This is a genomic window from Streptomyces sp. NPDC007917 (genome assembly GCF_042959105.1).
GTDB lineage: Bacteria > Actinomycetota > Actinomycetes > Streptomycetales > Streptomycetaceae > Streptomyces.
Genome location: NZ_JBIBKK010000001.1, coordinates 82,013 through 97,854, shown reverse-complemented (window position 1 = coordinate 97,854; position 15,842 = coordinate 82,013). Strand labels below are relative to the sequence as shown.

The 15,842-nt window shown below is 70.7% G+C and carries 15 protein-coding genes; 10 read left to right on the top strand and 5 right to left on the bottom strand.

Going from position 1 to position 15,842, the window contains the following annotated elements:
- Window positions 1-924: a hypothetical protein gene (locus ACFZDL_RS00465; RefSeq protein ID WP_353590560.1), complete on the top strand. Its 924-nt coding sequence runs from the start codon at window positions 1-3 to the stop codon at window positions 922-924.
- Window positions 921-1,367, top strand: a complete 447-nt coding sequence (locus ACFZDL_RS00460; protein WP_353590559.1) for a hypothetical protein — start codon at window positions 921-923, stop codon at window positions 1,365-1,367. Before ACFZDL_RS00465 ends, ACFZDL_RS00460 begins: the two co-directional genes overlap by 4 nt.
- A 13-nt stretch (window positions 1,368-1,380) precedes the next feature.
- Here ACFZDL_RS00460 and ACFZDL_RS00455 read toward each other — a convergent pair whose 3' ends face one another.
- Window positions 1,381-3,204: a PT domain-containing protein gene (locus ACFZDL_RS00455; protein ID WP_353590558.1), complete on the bottom strand. Its 1,824-nt coding sequence runs from the start codon at window positions 3,202-3,204 to the stop codon at window positions 1,381-1,383.
- A 129-nt stretch (window positions 3,205-3,333) separates the two neighbouring features.
- Between ACFZDL_RS00455 and ACFZDL_RS00450 the strand changes: the two genes are divergently transcribed.
- The 4 genes from ACFZDL_RS00450 (at window position 3,334) to ACFZDL_RS00435 (ending at window position 6,849) form a co-directional block, all read left to right on the top strand.
- Entirely contained in the window at window positions 3,334-4,011 is a 678-nt protein-coding gene (locus ACFZDL_RS00450) for a response regulator transcription factor (protein WP_353590795.1), read from the top strand.
- Window positions 4,001-5,269: a HAMP domain-containing sensor histidine kinase gene (locus ACFZDL_RS00445; RefSeq protein ID WP_353590557.1), complete on the top strand. Its 1,269-nt coding sequence runs from the start codon at window positions 4,001-4,003 to the stop codon at window positions 5,267-5,269. Before ACFZDL_RS00450 ends, ACFZDL_RS00445 begins: the two co-directional genes overlap by 11 nt.
- Before the next feature lie 130 nt (window positions 5,270-5,399).
- Window positions 5,400-5,714 carry a hypothetical protein gene (locus tag ACFZDL_RS00440; RefSeq protein WP_353590556.1) on the top strand — a complete coding sequence of 105 codons (315 nt, stop codon included), beginning with the start codon at window positions 5,400-5,402 and terminating at the stop codon, window positions 5,712-5,714.
- Between the two features lie 4 nt (window positions 5,715-5,718).
- Window positions 5,719-6,849 carry a hypothetical protein gene (locus ACFZDL_RS00435; RefSeq protein WP_353590555.1) on the top strand — a complete coding sequence of 377 codons (1,131 nt, stop codon included), beginning with the start codon at window positions 5,719-5,721 and terminating at the stop codon, window positions 6,847-6,849.
- On the opposite strand, the gene ACFZDL_RS00430 is transcribed toward ACFZDL_RS00435, so the two are convergent.
- Complete coding sequence (locus tag ACFZDL_RS00430; RefSeq protein ID WP_353590554.1) at window positions 6,828-7,685, bottom strand: helix-turn-helix transcriptional regulator; 858 nt, start codon at window positions 7,683-7,685, stop codon at window positions 6,828-6,830. The two genes, ACFZDL_RS00435 and ACFZDL_RS00430, sit on opposite strands and share 22 nt — an antisense overlap.
- A 132-nt stretch (window positions 7,686-7,817) precedes the next feature.
- On the opposite strand from ACFZDL_RS00430, the gene ACFZDL_RS00425 reads away from it, so the two are divergent.
- Entirely contained in the window at window positions 7,818-8,546 is a 729-nt protein-coding gene (locus ACFZDL_RS00425; RefSeq protein WP_353590553.1) for an alpha/beta hydrolase, read from the top strand.
- 40 nt (window positions 8,547-8,586) lie between these two features.
- Here ACFZDL_RS00425 and ACFZDL_RS00420 read toward each other — a convergent pair whose 3' ends face one another.
- Window positions 8,587-11,595, bottom strand: a complete 3,009-nt coding sequence (locus ACFZDL_RS00420; RefSeq protein ID WP_391190166.1) for an AAA family ATPase — start codon at window positions 11,593-11,595, stop codon at window positions 8,587-8,589.
- A gap of 119 nt (window positions 11,596-11,714) precedes the next feature.
- Complete coding sequence (locus tag ACFZDL_RS00415; protein ID WP_353590551.1) at window positions 11,715-11,888, bottom strand: hypothetical protein; 174 nt, start codon at window positions 11,886-11,888, stop codon at window positions 11,715-11,717.
- A 246-nt stretch (window positions 11,889-12,134) separates the two neighbouring features.
- On the opposite strand from ACFZDL_RS00415, the gene ACFZDL_RS00410 reads away from it, so the two are divergent.
- Window positions 12,135-13,091 carry a hypothetical protein gene (locus ACFZDL_RS00410; RefSeq protein WP_353590550.1) on the top strand — a complete coding sequence of 319 codons (957 nt, stop codon included), beginning with the start codon at window positions 12,135-12,137 and terminating at the stop codon, window positions 13,089-13,091.
- 37 nt (window positions 13,092-13,128) lie between these two features.
- Here the strand turns inward: ACFZDL_RS00410 and ACFZDL_RS00405 are convergent, their stop codons facing one another.
- Entirely contained in the window at window positions 13,129-13,482 is a 354-nt protein-coding gene (locus tag ACFZDL_RS00405; protein WP_353590549.1) for a DUF4333 domain-containing protein, read from the bottom strand.
- Between the two features lie 128 nt (window positions 13,483-13,610).
- On the opposite strand from ACFZDL_RS00405, the gene ACFZDL_RS00400 reads away from it, so the two are divergent.
- Together ACFZDL_RS00400 and ACFZDL_RS00395 are read left to right on the top strand one after the other, a co-directional pair.
- Complete coding sequence (locus tag ACFZDL_RS00400) at window positions 13,611-14,444, top strand: M55 family metallopeptidase (protein ID WP_353590547.1); 834 nt, start codon at window positions 13,611-13,613, stop codon at window positions 14,442-14,444.
- Complete coding sequence (locus ACFZDL_RS00395) at window positions 14,437-15,780, top strand: M20/M25/M40 family metallo-hydrolase (RefSeq protein WP_353590546.1); 1,344 nt, start codon at window positions 14,437-14,439, stop codon at window positions 15,778-15,780. Before ACFZDL_RS00400 ends, ACFZDL_RS00395 begins: the two co-directional genes overlap by 8 nt.
- Window positions 15,781-15,842 lie beyond the last annotated feature (62 nt).

The following is a 15,842-nucleotide window of genomic DNA, read 5'->3' as shown; positions in this document are numbered from 1 at the left end:
ATGCTGGGACGGATCGCGGTGGCTCTGGAGACCGCGGATGTGACCGCAACAGCACGCGCCCTCCGGGAGCATGGGCTGTGGGGGCATGGTGTGGTCCCGCGTGAGGTCGATGTCGACTACAACAGCGCGCAGGCTTCGGCGGACTGGATCGAGCGGTACGCGGGCGCAGGGCGAACCGTCGCGGCCTTCTTCGACGCCGACGCCAACTACTACCTCGTCACGCACTCCGACGAACACGTGAACGCCGCCTTCGACTTCAAGGGCAGTCCGACCGAGCTGGTCGAGCTGCTGAGCGAGGTGCCTTTTCATGTCGCGTCATTCGAAACACTCCACGACGCCTGGCGCACTCGTGGCTCGTCGTACCCGGGGGCGACGAGCTTCGGCGGACATCACTTCCGGCATGGCTGGGCCTGCGCCTTCCAGGGCTCCGGGCATCACTCCCTGGTCTCCCGCCGCTGGCTCCGACAAGATTGCTGGCAGGTACACCGTGGGCCGAACGACACCACGTTGGTCCAGTTCCACGACCTGAACCTGGACGCTTCGGCCGCGCTTGCCCAGGCGAAACCCGGACATCGGCGGATGGGCATCGCAGACGAAGGGGGCTTTCTCCAGAAGGAGTACGTCTACGCGAACGACGTCCGCGGCTTCTACGACGCGGAGCGCCGCGTGTTGGAGGTCGTCGTGCTCGGGCGGACCGTATCGCCCGTGGAGATGCTCGACGCCTGCGCCGCGCGGCGGTACCAGATCCTCGGGCCGGAAAAGCCGCTGGACAACGTGGCTTTTGTCCTTCTCGATCCTTCCGAGGCCCGCGCGCACCTGCCCCGACTCTGGCTGTACGGCCTGGAGTGCTGGACCATCGTCGACGAGGTCAAGACCCGCCTGGACACCGAAGAGCCACCCGAGGGAGTGGATGATCTGACGTGAGTGCCGACAACGAGAAGGACGACGATCCGGCCCGGTTCCTGAGGTCACTACAGGCCCTCGCGGCCGCCTCCACAGCCCACGGCAGCAACGCCCACCATCTTCGGCAGGAAGCCATCGCCGCCATCACCGACTGGTCGGACGAGTCCAGCGCCGGCCAACTGGCCCCCGACATGGAACACATCCTGCGCGGCATCACCCGCGAGGATCGGGCGCTGCTCGCCGAAGGGCTGCGGGTGATCGAGCAGTGGGTGCGGCAGCCGGGGGAGGAGACGGGGCGTCAGGTGGATGATGTGGTCGCGCGGATGCGGCGCGAGCTGGGCCCGCTGATCGCGCGCGACCGCGCGGCGGAGGAGACGGCGGATCGGGAGCGGCTGCGCGTCTCGGTGCGCGAGTCCATCAGCCGCCGTCTCCGCGAGGCCCGCGCCGACAATGACGCCCCATAGGGCGGCGCCGCGCTCAGCCTCTCGCGCGCAGCGTGATGACCGTGGCCGTGCCGAGGGAACCGTCGGTGGGGATCGTACGGGTCGTGGTGGGGCGGCCGCCGATGAGGCGGCGCAGGGACGCGGGGCCGGGCTGGAGGCGGCCCCGTTCGAAGAGGACGAGGCTCACCTCGACGCCGGACGGAGGCGCCATCCGCCGGTACTGGCCGAAGGTGACCGCGTCGCAGCCGGAGTACCAGCCGAGGTCGGGCTCGTAGCCGGTGACCAGCAGACAGGGCCGGTCATCGGCGAGCTGCCGGGCCACGGCGAGGGTCGAGACGCGTTGGGCGGTGGGGCCCGGCATCGCGTCGTGTGCCACGTACCGCGCGGTCGCGGGCACGGTGAGGGCGGCCAGTGCGGCGACGGCGGTGAGCAGGGCCGCGGACCAGCGGCCGGCGGACTCGGCGAGGGTCTGTACGCCCAGGATGGTCAGCAGGATGACGGGCAGGTAGACGAAGCGGGGCTCGCCGTCCGTGGCCAGGCCGAGCAGTACGAAGGTGAGGATCGCGGACAGGCCGAGGAAGACACGGCGCCGGTCGCCGGGCCGCGTTGTCGGCTTCCCTGTAAGCGGGTTGCCGGGCCGCGGAGTCGGTTCCCCTGTAAGCGGGTTGCCGGGCCCCGGAGTCGGCTCCCCTGTAAGCGGGTCGCCGGGCCGCGAAGTCGCCGCCCCGTTGGCCCGGTCGCCGCGACGGCGCCGGATCGCAACCCCCACCCCCCACAGCCCCGCGGCCATGACGACGCCGCCGAGGTCGCCGGCCAGCCGGTACGGGAAGATCGCCAGGTAGTAGGCGAGGCCGTCGCCCACATAGGCCCGGCCCGCGTGCTCGGTCGCGGAGAGGATCAGGCCGAGGGGGTCGCCGGTGACCTCGGTGGCGTAGACGAAGTGCGGTATCAGCCCGGCGAGGAAGACGCCCGCGCACAGGGCCAGTCGGCGGCCCTGCGCCAGCCAGGCCCGGGGGCCGTAGGCGAGGACGGCGGCGACGGCGACGGCCGCGAGGGTGCCCACCACGCCGTACCGCAGGTAGAAGGCCGCGAGCGCCGCGAAGGGCAGCAGCATCAACGCCTTTGAACCGGGCTTCTCCTGTGCGCGGATCAGCAGATGGACCACGATCAGGAGCAGGCCCGTGGCGCCGATGTCATTGAGGAACAGCGGCAGGCGGCGCAGGAAGCCCAGCCCGCAGAGGACCAGAAGCGTCACCACCACGGCCCGTCGCGGAGTGGTCAGCCGAGCGGCGACCAGATAGGTCGTGGTGAGGGTGAACAGGGTCAGGAGCAGCGCGATCACCCGCAGCGCCCCGACGTCGTCGTGCACGGCCAGGGCGATCCGGCCGAGCGCGGGGAGCCCCACCGGGCGGTAGGTGCCCCAGCCCGCGTCCGGGGTGCCGTCGAGCCAGGAGCGGGCCTTGTTGCCGTACACCGCCTCCTCGTGGCCGATGAGCGGCTCGTGGTCCTGAAGCGCGGCCCATACGGTGGTGGCCATGGCCAGTACCCCGGCGGCCCCCGCCCACGCGGGTATGCGCCGCAGCCGGTCCACGGCCCGGACGGCCACCGGCGGCGGTGCGGGCGCCGCCCGCAGGCCTCGCCGGGCGAGCAGCCATGCCGGGGCGGCGACGAGCAGCAGGGGCCAGGGCTGCCCGCCGATGACGCCCACCGCGTGCAGCACCTGCTGCACGACGGCGGCCAGTGTCGTCACGACGGCCACCACCAGAGCCACCCGCCGCCCCCGGGGCGGCCTGACTTCTCCGGAGGGCTGCGGGGTGCCGCGGACCGGATCGGGGCTGAGGACGGGGGCGGTGGTCATCGGTCACCTCAGGGGCCGGAGGGCAGGGGCGGGAAACGGCCCGATGCTCACCCGGAGCTGCTGAGACGACGCTGAAGGATTCTGAAGACCTCTTCAGGGGCGGCGGGAGCGGCTGTGGATACTGAGGCGGTGCGGCTACTGGTGGTGGAAGACGAGGAAGGGCTCGCGGTCGCCCTGAAAAGGGGCCTGGAAGCGGCCGGATACGCGGTGGACGTGGCCCATGACGGTCTGATCGGCCTGCACATGGCCCGCCAGAACCCGTATCAGGCGATCGTGCTCGACATCATGCTGCCCGGCCTGAACGGATACCGGGTCTGCGCCAGGCTCCGTGCGGAGGACATCGAGACGCCCATCCTCATGCTGACCGCCAAGAACGGCGAGTACGACGAGGCCGAGGCGCTGGACACCGGCGCCGACGACTTCCTGGCCAAGCCTTTCTCGTACGTGGTGCTCGAGGCCCGGCTGCGGGCCCTGCTCCGCCGCGGAGGCGCCCGGACCCGCACCGTGCTGCGCGTCGGCGACCTGTGGGTCGACCCGGCCAACCGGTCAAGCGGCCGCGGCGATGTCCGGATCAGACTGACCGCCAAGGAGTTCGCGGTGCTCGAATGCCTCGCGCGGCGGGCCGGTGAGGTCGTACCCAAGATCGACATCGTCGATCAGGTCTGGTCGGCGGATTTCGAAGGCGATCTGAACATCGTCGAGGTGTATGTGAGCGCCCTGCGCCGAAAGATCGACACGCCTTTCGGCCGCGCGTCGATCGAGACGGTCCGGGGCATCGGCTACCGCATGACCGGCCATGGCGCCTGAAGCGCCGAACGCCCGGGAGGCACGCACTCGGCGCGAGGCGGTCACGCCTCACGTACGCGCCGCCGTCCGGGCCGGACTCACCGCGGCCTGGTTGCTCGTCGCAGCCGCCGTGTGTCTCCCGTACGTGGATGTCCTGGAGCTGGTACGCAGGCCCGAGGTCGGTGGTCCGGCCGTCATGCTGGTCGTCGGCGCCACGGTGTGGGCGTTCGCACGGCCTGTCCGACAGGCGCTGTCCCTGCGGCTGCGCTTCGCGCTCGTGGTCGGGGCCGCCACGGCCTTCTTCTTCGCCGCCGAACTCTGGTGGTCGGTCACCACCGGCGGGTCCGCGCTCGGCTATCTGGCCGGCCTCGGGTGGGGCCTGGCGTTCTGGGGACCCCTCGCCGTCGTGATCCTCGCCGTCACCGCGTGGACGGCGGCGGACCGGGCGCTGCGCCCCGTCGAGGCCATCCGCCGGGAGCTCGAGGACATCACCGCCCGGTCGCTGGGCCGTCGGGTGCCGGTCTCGGATTCGGCCGACGAAATCGCCCGGCTCGCACGGAGCATCAACACGACCCTGGAACGGCTGCAGCGGTCGGCCGAACTCCAGCAGCGGTTCGTCGCCGACGCCTCCCACGAGCTGCGCAGCCCCCTCGCCGGGCTGCGGGCCTCCCTCGAATCGTCACTCACGCATCCCGAGGGCGTCGACTGGGAGGCTCGCGTCCGTGACGCCCTGCGCGACATCGTGCGGCTGCAGAACCTCAGCCACGACCTGCTGCTGCTGGCCCAGCTGGACGGCGGTGCGCCGATCGCCGACACGAGCGTCGATGTCACCGACCTCGCCCACGACCTGGTCGTGGAACACCGGCATCTGCCCCATCCCCGCCCGCTCGACATCCGCTGCGTCGTCGACGGCCCCCCGGCCCTGGTCCGGGGCAGCGACCCCCAGCTCGAACGGCTGCTGCGCAATCTGCTGGGCAACGCCTGCCGTTACGCCCGCGCCACGGTCGAGGTCACGGTCCGGACCGTACGCCACGAGGACGGGGACACCGTCGTGATCGAGGTCCGCGACGACGGCCCCGGCATCCCCGCGGCGGACCGGGAGCGGGTCTTCACCCGCTTCAGCCGGCTGGAGGACGCCCGCACCCGGAAGTCCGGTGGGGCGGGGCTCGGCCTGGCCATCGCCCGGGAGATCGCGGTCCGCCACGGCGGAACCCTCCACTTCGCGGAAACGGCGCGCGGGACCTGTGCCGTCGGGCGACTGCCGTCCATTGCACGGTAGGTCAAGAGCTCTGCGCTGGGAATCAATGACATTCCGGCCCTCTGGTGACAAAGTTGCCGCTTACCTGCGCCCCGGTATGCGGCTCGGAAAGTCGGCACGGGGGAATTAATGAGGCAAGGAGGCCAGGGTAGTGACTGCCCCGAAGCAGGTCGGATACGACTTCAATGCCGCGGATGCGTTGAGCAAGACGCTTTCCCTGTTCCACGACAAAATAACCGCGCTCGCAGAGCTGCGCGCAGGGCAGTGCACGGCGCAGTTCAATCAGTTCGGGAGGGAATGGCGAGGCGGGAAGCGTCGGCAGTTCGAATCCGAGTTCACTGCCCAGCAAGCCGCATTGGGCAGGCTCGCCCAGGAAGTGCTCGGCATCAAAGCCAAGGTCGACCATGCGACCTCGCAGGCGGAAAAGGCCCGTGCGGCCCTCCTCAAGAACCCCGAAGGGAACTGAGCGCATGGGTGAGGCATCCGCGGTTCCGCAAAATCTCTACAACTATTCCGATAAGACGACCGGTGCCGCCCGCGACCTGAAGGGATGGATTACCGGTGTGTTGTCTCCGGCGATCTCGTCCTATCAGGCGGGCGCGAAGGACTTCGGAAATGACATCAGCAATCTGACCATCGCGCGGTGGGGGCCGAGCGGGGGCGCTGTGGACGGCGAGGTGCTCAACAATCTCGGAACGATCGCCGCCACCGACGCCGAGGTCAAGGCCGTTGGCAAGGCATTCGAGACAGCTGGGGGCGGCGGCGGGGCGACGGTATTCAACCAGAGCTTGCTGCCTTCACACGCGTTCGTCGTCACGACGGATGACAAAATCAACCAGACGCGTGAACTGGCCGACGTCTACGACAAATACTTCGGTGCGATACCTCCGATGTCGTCACGGACGACGACATGGGTCCGCCCGCTGGGTGGCAACCATGGGGTCATCCTCGGCAGGTTCTTCATCCCGTACAAAACGGGGGCGTTCGGCGTTCTTGAGGGTGACAATCGCTCATTCTCGGCCAATGTGAACGCTCCGTATCGCATAGCCTTCGCATGGGATACGGCCACCGGAAAGATCACCTACACCGTCACTCCGTCGACGGAGATCATCCCGGGCCGGATGGCGGGAAGGACATATATACCGCCCTCGACCAAAGTGATCCCGGCAAAAGGTATCGGTAAGGACTTCTGGGAGAACAACGTCAAGGTTTACCTGGACAACAACGGGTCTCTCCAGATGAGGTACAAGGGTATCAACAGTAAGATGCCCGTTTTTGCCGTGAACGGGGACATCGGAATAAAGTTGAACGAGTCGGGTGGCTCCCAGGTCAAGCTTGAGGGTGATGCATACCCGAACTTCGAGCTGCTTCAGTATCGTGCGGGTCACCCGCCCCAGTTCCTGGCGCAGTCGAAAACCCGGGAGAATCTGGGGAATTCCATCGAACCCGGCCTGAACTCGACGCCTCATTGGCCGGCCGGCCAACGGGAAGAGGCGTGGGACAACGGGAAACGCGTACCGTTCGACAGCTCTCCTGTTGAGACTCCGAATACGCACATATGGAGGGAGCCGGGGCCGCCTCAGCAGCGAACGGTCTCCTGAGGTGCGACCGGCGCCTGGGCGGCGGAGGCGAGGAGCGCCAGTTTCTCGGCGCTGTCGGTGCCGGGGTCCGGGTGGAAGACGATCAGCGTCTGGCCTGCCGCGCCCCCGATGCCCAGCCGCTCCCGGTTCAGCCGCAGGCGACCGACCTGGGGGTGGTCGATGGACTTGGTCTCGCCTTCGCACACCACCACGTCATGACGGGCCCACAGCCGGCTGAAACGGGGGCTGGCGATGGAGAGCTCACCGACGAGCTCGATGAAGCGGGGGTCGTCCGTATCGGTCCCGACGGACTCGCGGAACCCGGCGACCATGCCCGCGGTGGCGCTCTCCCAGTCCGGGTAGAGGGCCCGCTCGGCCGGGTCGAGGAACGCGTCCAGCAGGCGGTTGGCTCCCACCGTGAGGCGCGGTGACAGGGCGGTCGCCAAGGCGTTGGCGGCGAGCACGTCGAAGTAGCGGCCCTCGACGTACGCGGGCAGCGGGAGCGCGGCCGTGAACTTGGCGATGCCCGCAGGGACGGTCTCCTTCCGGCGCGGGCGCCGTCGCCGTCGGGGTTTGTCGGCGCCGGAGCCAAGGCGCAGCAGGTACGCCGTCGCGTCGTCGTCGAGCTGCAGTGCGCGCGCGAGCGACTCCAGGACCTGTACGGAGGGGTGGCGGTCGCGGCCCTGCTCCAGCCGTAGGTAGTAGTCGGCGCTGATCCCCGCGAGCATCGCGACCTCCTCCCGGCGCAGGCCCGGCACGCGCCGTACCCCCACCACGGGGATACCGACCTGCTCAGGAGTGACGAGCTCTCGGCGGGCGCGCACGTAATCGCCCAACAGGTTCGGTTCGTCGGTCATCCCGCCACGGTAATGCGCACCGGTACGTGTGTGCCTGGTCCTGTCACCCCCAGGATCGCGGGGGCCCTGGCTCGGCCGGAGCCCGGTCGGCAGCGTGGTCAGCCGACAGCGGCGACAGCAAGGAGACAAACCATGTCCACGTATCTGCTCGTACACGGCGCCTGGCACAGCGGTCAGTGCTGGGAGCGGGTGGTCCCGCTGCTCGAGTCCGCCGGACACCGCGTGTTCGCGCCGACCCTGACCGGCTACGGCGACACAGCGCATCTGCTCAGCCCCGAGGTGGGGCTCGACACGCACGTCGACGACGTCGTCAGGCTGATCACCGAGGAGGACCTGAACGAGGTGATCCTCGTGGGCCACAGCTACGCGGGGCTGGTCATCTCGTCCGCGGCCAACCAAATCCCGGACCGCATCGCGCATCTGGTCTACCTCGACGCGATGGTCCCGGAGGACGGCGAGACCGCGGTCGATGTCCTCCCCGTCGCCCAGGCCCAGATCGACCGCGCTCTCGCCTCCGACAGCGGCTGGCGCGTCCCGCCGCTCCCTGAGTTTCCGCCGCCCATGGGCCTGTTCGGGGTCACCGACCCGGCGGACGTCGCCTGGCTGCGCACGATGCTGTCGGATCAGCCCGTGCGCTGCCTCCAGCAGCCGGTCCGGCTGGACAACCCTGCCGTGAACACGATCCCCCGGACGCATATCCACTGTGTTGTCGGCGAGCCCGAAGGCATCACCCGGCGGCCCGTTCCCCCGATACAGCCCAACGGTGCCCCGGCGCAGGTGTGGGAGCTGGCGACCGGCCACGACTGCATGATCACCATGCCGGTTGAGCTCACCGATCTCTTGCTGAAGCTCGGCTACTGAGGTTTTCGGCTCGGGTCCGTCTGTAAGAGGGCGCGGAGTGTCACTCCTCGAAGGCCCCCAGCCGGTGCGCGATGGCCGCGGCCTCCCCTCGGCCTGAAGCGCCCAGCTTGGCCAGGATGTTGGAGACATGCACGCTCGCTGTCTTCGGCGAGATGAACAGCTCCTCCGCGATCTGCCGGTTGCTCCGCCCGGCGGCGACCAGCCGCAGTACGCCCCGCTCCCGCTCGGTGAGCCCCAGCGCCGCCGCCGGCGCCGGGGGCGGGGCCGTCTCCCCGTTGGCCTGCCGCAGCGGAATCCGGGCGCGGCCGGCCAGCGTGGTGATCTCCGTCTCGAGCGGCGCCGCGCCCAGCTCGCGCGCTACGGCCTCGGCTTGCCGCAGCAGATCACCGGCCGTTTGGCGGGACTCGGTGCCGCGCTGGGTGATCAGCGCTTCAGCGAGTCGCAACCGGGCGGTGGCCAGCAGCAGCGGGGCCTCCAGCTGCTCGGTGGCGGCGACGGCCTTCGTCCAGTGGGCGGTGGCGTCCCGGCCCTCGGCGGTGAGCAGTTCGGCCTCGATCATCAGGGCCTGCGCGGCCCACAGCGGTGCGAATACGGGCTGGTCTTCCATCGCTTTGCGGATTCGCTCCACCGCCGCCTCGCGCCCCAGATCGGCCACCGCGAGCCCACGGGCCCGTGCCTCCGCCGCCGCGGCCTCGTACAACAGGGGCCAGCCGTAGCGGTGATGGCCGAAGGGGATGGCCTCGCCGACCGCCCTCTCCAGCAGGGAGCGGACGTCGAGAATCCGGCCGTCGGCGGACGCCAGCGCGATGGCCATGCGGCCCACGGCCAGGGTGTGCTGTGGCTCCGGGTAAGGGCCGGTGGTGCTGCCGCCGGCCTCGTCCATCCGGCGCCGGGCTTCGTCGTACGCACCCCGGGCCAGAGCCAGTTCGGCCCTCCGCTCGGCGATCAGCGCCCGCATGCGGACGCTCACCCCGCGGCGGCCGAGGGCCCGCTCGACGACTTCGTCGGCGTCGGCCCAGCGGCCGAGGTGGATGAGGGATTCGGCGAGGTTGGCGTCGATGTACGAGGCGGTGTTCGGCAGCCCGTGCTGATCGGCGAGGCCACTGCCCCGCTCGGCGGTCTCGACGGCCTCGGCGTAGCGTCCGAGGCCGTGCAGCGCCGTGGCCAGGTTGCCGTAGCCGCGCAGCAGGACGTTGGCGTTGCCCGGCTCCAGGTCCTGGGCGCACACGGCGCGGGCCCGCTCGAGCCCGGCCTCGACGTCGCCCGAGTGGATGGTGAGCCAGGCCAGGATGTGCTGGGCGGCGAGTCCGGTGATGTCGGCGCCCGTTATCCGGCAGAGCTCCACCGCCTGCTCCGCGGTCTCGAGGGCGCTCGGCGCCGGCTGGTGCACGGCGTACCAGTGCGCCGCATACGTCAGTACCTCGGCGTGTACGACGGACGGTGGCAGGCCTTTGACCAGCGTCTGGGCCTGGGAGATCTCGTCCCAGCCGTCGGAGCGGGACAGGTCTCGCACCAGCTGGTACCGCTCCATCCAGAACCAGGCCGCCCGCAGGGGGTCGCCCTCCAGCTCGCGCAGCGCCCGCTTGCCGAGGGCGAGCGCCCGCTCCCGCTCGCTCGCGAGGCGCGCGGCGACGCTGATCGCGGCGAGCAGGTCCACGAAGTCGCCTGGCATGTCCGGGTAGATGGCCGGCGACAGCCCGTTCTCGATGCCCTGACGCATCGTCTCGCGGCGCAGCTCCTCAGGGACGTCGTCCCACAGTTCCAGCGCCCGCTCCAGCAGCTGATGCTGCTCGGCGAACGCGTGCCGGCCGCGGGCGGCGGCCGCCGCGGCGATCACGGCGGGCAGCGCCCTGGCGGGGTCGCGGGCGCCGAACCAGTAGCCGGCCAGCCGCCCGGCCCGCTCCTCGGACCGTACGAGCGTGGGGTCGGCCTCCAGCGCCTCGGCGTAGCGGCGGCTGAGCCGGGAGCGCTCGCTGGGCAGCAGGTCGCCGGCCACGGCCTCGCGCATCAGGGCGTGCCGGAAGCGGAAGGACTCGCCCTCCTGTGAGGGCTGCAGGACGGCGGCGCCGACAGCGGTACGCAGGGTCTCGATCAGCTCGTCCTCGGCGAGGCGCGTGACGGTGGCCAGCAGCCGGAATTCCACCTCGGAGCCGCCTTCGGCGGCGATCCGCACCACGCGCTGCACCTCGTCCGGCAGCGCTTCGACCCGGACCAGCAAGAGGTCGCGCAGGGAGTCGCTGATGCCGCCCGGTGAGCCTTCGAGGATGCTGCAGGCCAGCTCCTCGACGAAGAACGCATTGCCCTCGGAGCGTTCGAAGACCTGGTCCAGCACCTGCTCAGGCGGGGCCTCGCCGCGGATGGCGGCGAGCTGGCGGCGGACCTCGGCGCGCTCGAAGCGGGGCAGTTCGAGGCGGGTGACGGTGCGCAGCCGCTCGTACTCGGCGAGGGCGGGGCGCAGCGGGTGGCGGCGGTGCAGGTCGTCGGCGCGGTAGGTGGCGACGATGAGCAGGCGGCTGTGGGTGAGGGCGCGCAGCAGATAGCTGAGCAGCTCGCGGGTGGAACGGTCGGCCCAGTGCAGGTCCTCCAGGGCCAGAACGAGGGTCCGGTCCGTGGCGAGGTGCTCGAGGAGACGGGCGGTGAGCTCGAAGAGCCGGGCCCGGCCCTCGGTCTCGGGGCGTCCCCGGTCCATCTCGCCGAGCTCGGGCAGCAGCCGGGCGAGCTCGCCTTCCTGGCCGGCGACGGCGGCGTCAAGCTCCGCGCCGAGCTGGCGGCGCAGGGAGCGCAGGGCGGTCGAGACGGGGTGGTAGGGCAGAGCGTCGGCGCCGGTTTCCACGCAGCCGCCGAGGGCGACGACGGCCCCGCCGGCGACGGCCCGGCCGAGGAACTCCTGCATCAGCCGGGTCTTGCCGACGCCGGCCTCGCCGCCCACAAAGAGGGCGCGGGGCTCCCCGGCGTCCGCCCGGGACAGGGCCTCGTCGAGAGCGGTGAGTTCGGCGCTGCGGCCTACGAAAACAGGGCTTATGTGACTGCTGTGCACGGTGTCGAGCATCGCATGTCGCACGAGGTCAGGGACAGCGGTCCCGGCTGCGGCGGGGACCGCCGCAGCCGGGTGCCAGGCCCCGCGATGCCCTTGCTCCGTCACACGGCGCGGGGTCGGCGGCGGACGTTTCACGCGCGTCGTGAGCGTAGGAAGTAGTGCTTGCGGCTGTCGGCGCCGGAGGTGCGCTCGGCGGTGGTACGGACCGCCCTCGCGTCCTGCCTGGCCTCGCGGACCAGGCGGCGCTGTGCGGCGCGGGCCAGGACGGCGGCCTGGCGGGCGGCCTGGAACTCGTAGTGCAACATGAGGTTCCCCTTGGACGAGCTGGTCTCTTGCTGTGCTTCCAGCGTCGTGTCCAAGGTGGGGGCGCCACATGGGGAGGCTTGCGTATCTTGCCGCCCAGGGGGTGCCTTAGGCCTGGGGCCAAGGAGACCTCAGGGGTGCCGGCCGTGGTGAAGCCCTGGTCGAGCCGTGTTGCGCGCGACGAGGTGGCCGGCTGCCACGGCGGCTGTTGGTCCACTACGCTCTGGTGCGGGGTGGGGGAGGGCAGGATGGGCGCTGCGCGGGTCGAACCGGCGGCTGTGGAGCGGTCGCGGCATGTGAAGCGTGCGGCGCGGGCCGCCGGGGTCGGGCTTGCCGCGGTGGCCGCTTCCGTGTTCGCGACGTGGCTGTTGCTGGACTCCAGCGACTGCAACGCGCCGGGCTATGGCTGCCTCGGCTTGGCCGTCCTGTGGTCCTACGTCGTGCCCTTCCTGCACTTTCTTTTCACCTGGGCGGCCCTGCGCATCCTCGACATCCGGCCGGCCTGGCTCACCGCTCTGCTCGGCACCGGCATCGGCTGGTATCTGGTCACGAGCATCAGCGTGGTCTGGTCGCTCCCTGGTGACACGCAGTACGTCCAACCTGTCTTATACGCGGCTGCGTTCGCCCTCGCGGCCTGGTTCACCCAGTCCCGCAGGCCGCTGTGGCCGCGAGCAGCCGCGGCCCTCGCCCTGGTCCTGCTGATGCCACTCGACTCGCTTGCCACCACAGAGCTCGCCCGGAGCAAGCAGGAGAACGAACTGGCCGATGCCCGTGTCCCCCTGCTCGGGCCGCAACTACCCGCGGGCTACCACCTGAACGGCGTGGGCACCAACAGGGCGGCAGCCGCGGACGAGGCCACCTTCTACTACCGGATCTCACCCGACAGCCCGGGCGGGGGCGCGAACACCATGGACGAGCTCGACCAGGAGATCCAGGTGACCGTCGGCCCCGTACAGCCGGGTTTCACCCCACCCTCCCACTGCGCCGCGCTCACCAGCGTCCACCCTGTGCCGTCACCCGCCTGCACCCCGGTGGCTCCTGGAGTGTGGCGGTGGTCGAACCACGAGTACGTCGAGTACTTCACCCGGGTCGGCGACGCCGTCGCAGTCCTCGAAGCCCGCACGCCCCCAGTGAGCAGCGCCGTTCTCCGGGAGATCGCCAGCACCATGCGAGTCCGCCTGCCGTCGTACTTCACCGGCGGCTGAACGGCTTCCAGGGTCTGTCCGACCGGTGGCGCGGTGCTCAGCGCGGGGCCGGGGTGGGCGTGTTGTCGGCCTTGACGTCGAACTTGATGTTGTCGCCGTCGACGCCGGTCACCGTGACCGTGACGCCCAGGGTGCTGCCGTCGTCCGCGGTGAGCTTGCACCGGGTGGTGGTGTCGACCTTGCCCTTGAGCTCCTTGGGGCAGGTGATGTTCGGCTTCGGCCGGCCTGTGGTGGCGGCGAGTCTTTCGGCGACTGTGGTGGCCAGCTTGTCCGCGGACAGTTTCGGCGTGGACTTTTCGGCGCTGACCGAGGCTGAGCAGCCGGCGAGCAGCGCACTGGCGGCTACGGCCGTGAGGATCGACGTTGTTGCGGACAACCGGATGGCGGGCATGGTGGAACTCCGGCCTGGGTGGTCATGACAAGAAGACACGGGAAGCATAGTTGGCAGGAATGCTCCGGTCCTGATCGGGGTGCAGATGAAAAGGTGGCCACAGTGACCTGGGAGGAGCGAGGAAAGTCGTGAAGATCCTCATCAGCGCCGACATGGAAGGCGCCACGGGCGTGACCTGGCCCGCGGACGTGCTGCCGGGCACGCCACAGTGGGAGCGCTGCCGCCGTCTGTTCACCTCCGATGTGAGCGCGGCGGTGACCGGCTTCTTCGACGGGGGCGCGGACGAGGTGCTGATCAACGAGGCGCACTGGACCATGCGCAATCTGCTGCTGGAGGAGCTGGACGAGCGGGCCGTCATGCTGACGGGCAAGCACAAGAGCCTGAGCATGGTCGAGGGCGTGCAGCACGGCGACGTGGACGGGATCGCGTTCGTCGGCTATCACACCGGCGCCGGGACCGAGGGCGTCCTCGCGCACACCTACCTCGCCAACTCCATCACCGGCGTGTGGGTGGACGGTGTGCCCGCGAGCGAGGGGCGGCTGAACTCGCTGGTGGTCGCCGAGTACGGGGTGCCGGTGGTGCTGGTCACCGGGGACGACCGGACGTGTGAGGACGCCAAGGGGTACGCGCCGGAGGCGCGGTCGGTCGCGGTGAAGGACTATGTGTCGCGGTACGCGGCGGTGTGCCGCACCCCGGCCCGTACGGCGGCGGACATCCGGGCGGCGGCGCGGGAGGCGGCGGCGCTGGCGGGGCGTCATGAGCCGGTCCAGGCCGGGCCGTTCACCGTCGAGCTGGAGTTCGACGCGGAGCACCTGGTGGGGGCGGCCACGGTCGTGCCCGGGGTGGAGCGCAGCGGGGTGCGGCGCGTGGCGTACACCTCGCCGACCATGTACGAGGGCATCCGCTGCTTCAAGGCGGTCACGACCCTCGTCTCGGCCGCGGTGGAGGAACAGTATGGGTGAGCTGGAGTCGCCGGCCGAGGCGATCGACGGGCTCGCGCTGGAGGAGGTGGTGCGGTTCACCTCCGAGCTGATCCGCATCGACACCACCAACCGTGGGGGCGGCGACTGCGCGGAGCGCCCCGCCGCCGAATACGTCGCGGAGCGGCTGGGCGAGGTGGACATCGACGCCACCTTGCTGGAGCGGGACCCGGGCCGTACGAACGTCGTCGCGCGGATCGAGGGCACCGACCCGTCGGCCCCCGCGCTGCTGGTCCACGGCCACCTGGACGTGGTGCCCGCCGAGCCCGCCGACTGGAGCGTGCACCCCTTCTCGGGGGAGGTGCGCGACGGCGTGGTGTGGGGCCGGGGCGCCATCGACATGAAGAACATGGACGCGATGGTGCTCGCGGCCGTCCGCGCCTGGGCCCGCGCGGGGGTGCGTCCGCGCCGCGACATCGTGCTGGCCTTCACCGCGGACGAGGAGGACAGCGCGGAGGCGGGCTCCGGGTTTCTCGCCGACGAGCACGCCGAGCTGTTCGAGGGCTGCACGGAGGGCATCAGCGAGTCGGGCGCCTTCACCTTCCACGCCGGGTCGGGGATACGGCTGTACCCCATCGGCGCGGGGGAGCGCGGCACGGCATGGCTGAAGCTCACCGCCCGGGGCACGGCGGGACACGGCTCGAAGGTCAACCGCGCCAACGCGGTCAGCCGGCTGGCCGCCGCCGTGGCGCGCATCGGCGAGCACCGCTGGCCGGTGCGGCTGACGCCGACCGTGAAGAGCGCGCTGACCGAGATCGCGGCGCTGCGCGGGCTCAAGGCCGATGTGGACGCGGCCGACTTCGACGTCGACGCGCTGCTGGCCGAGCTGGGGCCCGCCGCGGGCCTCATCGAGGCGACGGTCCGCAACAGCGCCAACCCGACGGTCATGGAGGCCGGTTACAAGGTCAACGTCATTCCCGGAAGCGCCACGGCGTATGTGGACGGCCGGATCGTGCCGGGCGGCGAGGAGGAGTTCCACACCACCTTGGACCGGCTCACCGGGCCGGACGTCGACTGGGAGTTCCACCACCGCTCAGTCGCCCTCCAGGCCCCGGTCGACAGTGCGGCCTTCGCGGCCATGCGGGCCGCGGTCGAACACTTCGACCCGGGCGGACACGCCGTGCCGTACTGCATGTCCGGCGGCACGGACGCCAAGCAGTTCTCCCGGCTCGGCATCGTCGGATACGGCTTCTCGCCGCTGCGGCTGCCGGAGGGCTTCGACTACCAGGCGCTCTACCACGGCGTGGACGAGCGGGTGCCGGCCTGTGCGCTGCACTTCGGCGTCCGGGTGCTCGACCACTTCCTGCGGAGGGCCTGAGACAGGTCGACGGGGCTGGATCTGCGGTGAGTACGAGACGGCGACACGCCGAAGCGACGGCG

Excerpts from the sequence above, each read along its gene's own strand:
- ACFZDL_RS00395 (WP_353590546.1), top strand. The coding sequence starts at position 14,437 with ATGGGTGAGCTGGAGTCGCCGGCCGAGGCGATCGACGGGCTCGCGCTG.
- ACFZDL_RS00420 (WP_391190166.1), bottom strand. The coding sequence starts at position 11,595 with ATGCTCGACACCGTGCACAGCAGTCACATAAGCCCTGTTTTCGTAGGC.
- ACFZDL_RS00445 (WP_353590557.1), top strand. The coding sequence starts at position 4,001 with ATGGCGCCTGAAGCGCCGAACGCCCGGGAGGCACGCACTCGGCGCGAG.
- ACFZDL_RS00410 (WP_353590550.1), top strand. The coding sequence starts at position 12,135 with ATGGGCGCTGCGCGGGTCGAACCGGCGGCTGTGGAGCGGTCGCGGCAT.
- ACFZDL_RS00455 (WP_353590558.1), bottom strand. The coding sequence starts at position 3,204 with ATGACCACCGCCCCCGTCCTCAGCCCCGATCCGGTCCGCGGCACCCCG.
- ACFZDL_RS00465 (WP_353590560.1), top strand. The coding sequence starts at position 1 with ATGCTGGGACGGATCGCGGTGGCTCTGGAGACCGCGGATGTGACCGCA.
- ACFZDL_RS00415 (WP_353590551.1), bottom strand. The coding sequence starts at position 11,888 with ATGTTGCACTACGAGTTCCAGGCCGCCCGCCAGGCCGCCGTCCTGGCC.
- ACFZDL_RS00435 (WP_353590555.1), top strand. The coding sequence starts at position 5,719 with ATGGGTGAGGCATCCGCGGTTCCGCAAAATCTCTACAACTATTCCGAT.
- ACFZDL_RS00425 (WP_353590553.1), top strand. The coding sequence starts at position 7,818 with ATGTCCACGTATCTGCTCGTACACGGCGCCTGGCACAGCGGTCAGTGC.
- ACFZDL_RS00405 (WP_353590549.1), bottom strand. The coding sequence starts at position 13,482 with ATGCCCGCCATCCGGTTGTCCGCAACAACGTCGATCCTCACGGCCGTA.
- ACFZDL_RS00430 (WP_353590554.1), bottom strand. The coding sequence starts at position 7,685 with ATGACCGACGAACCGAACCTGTTGGGCGATTACGTGCGCGCCCGCCGA.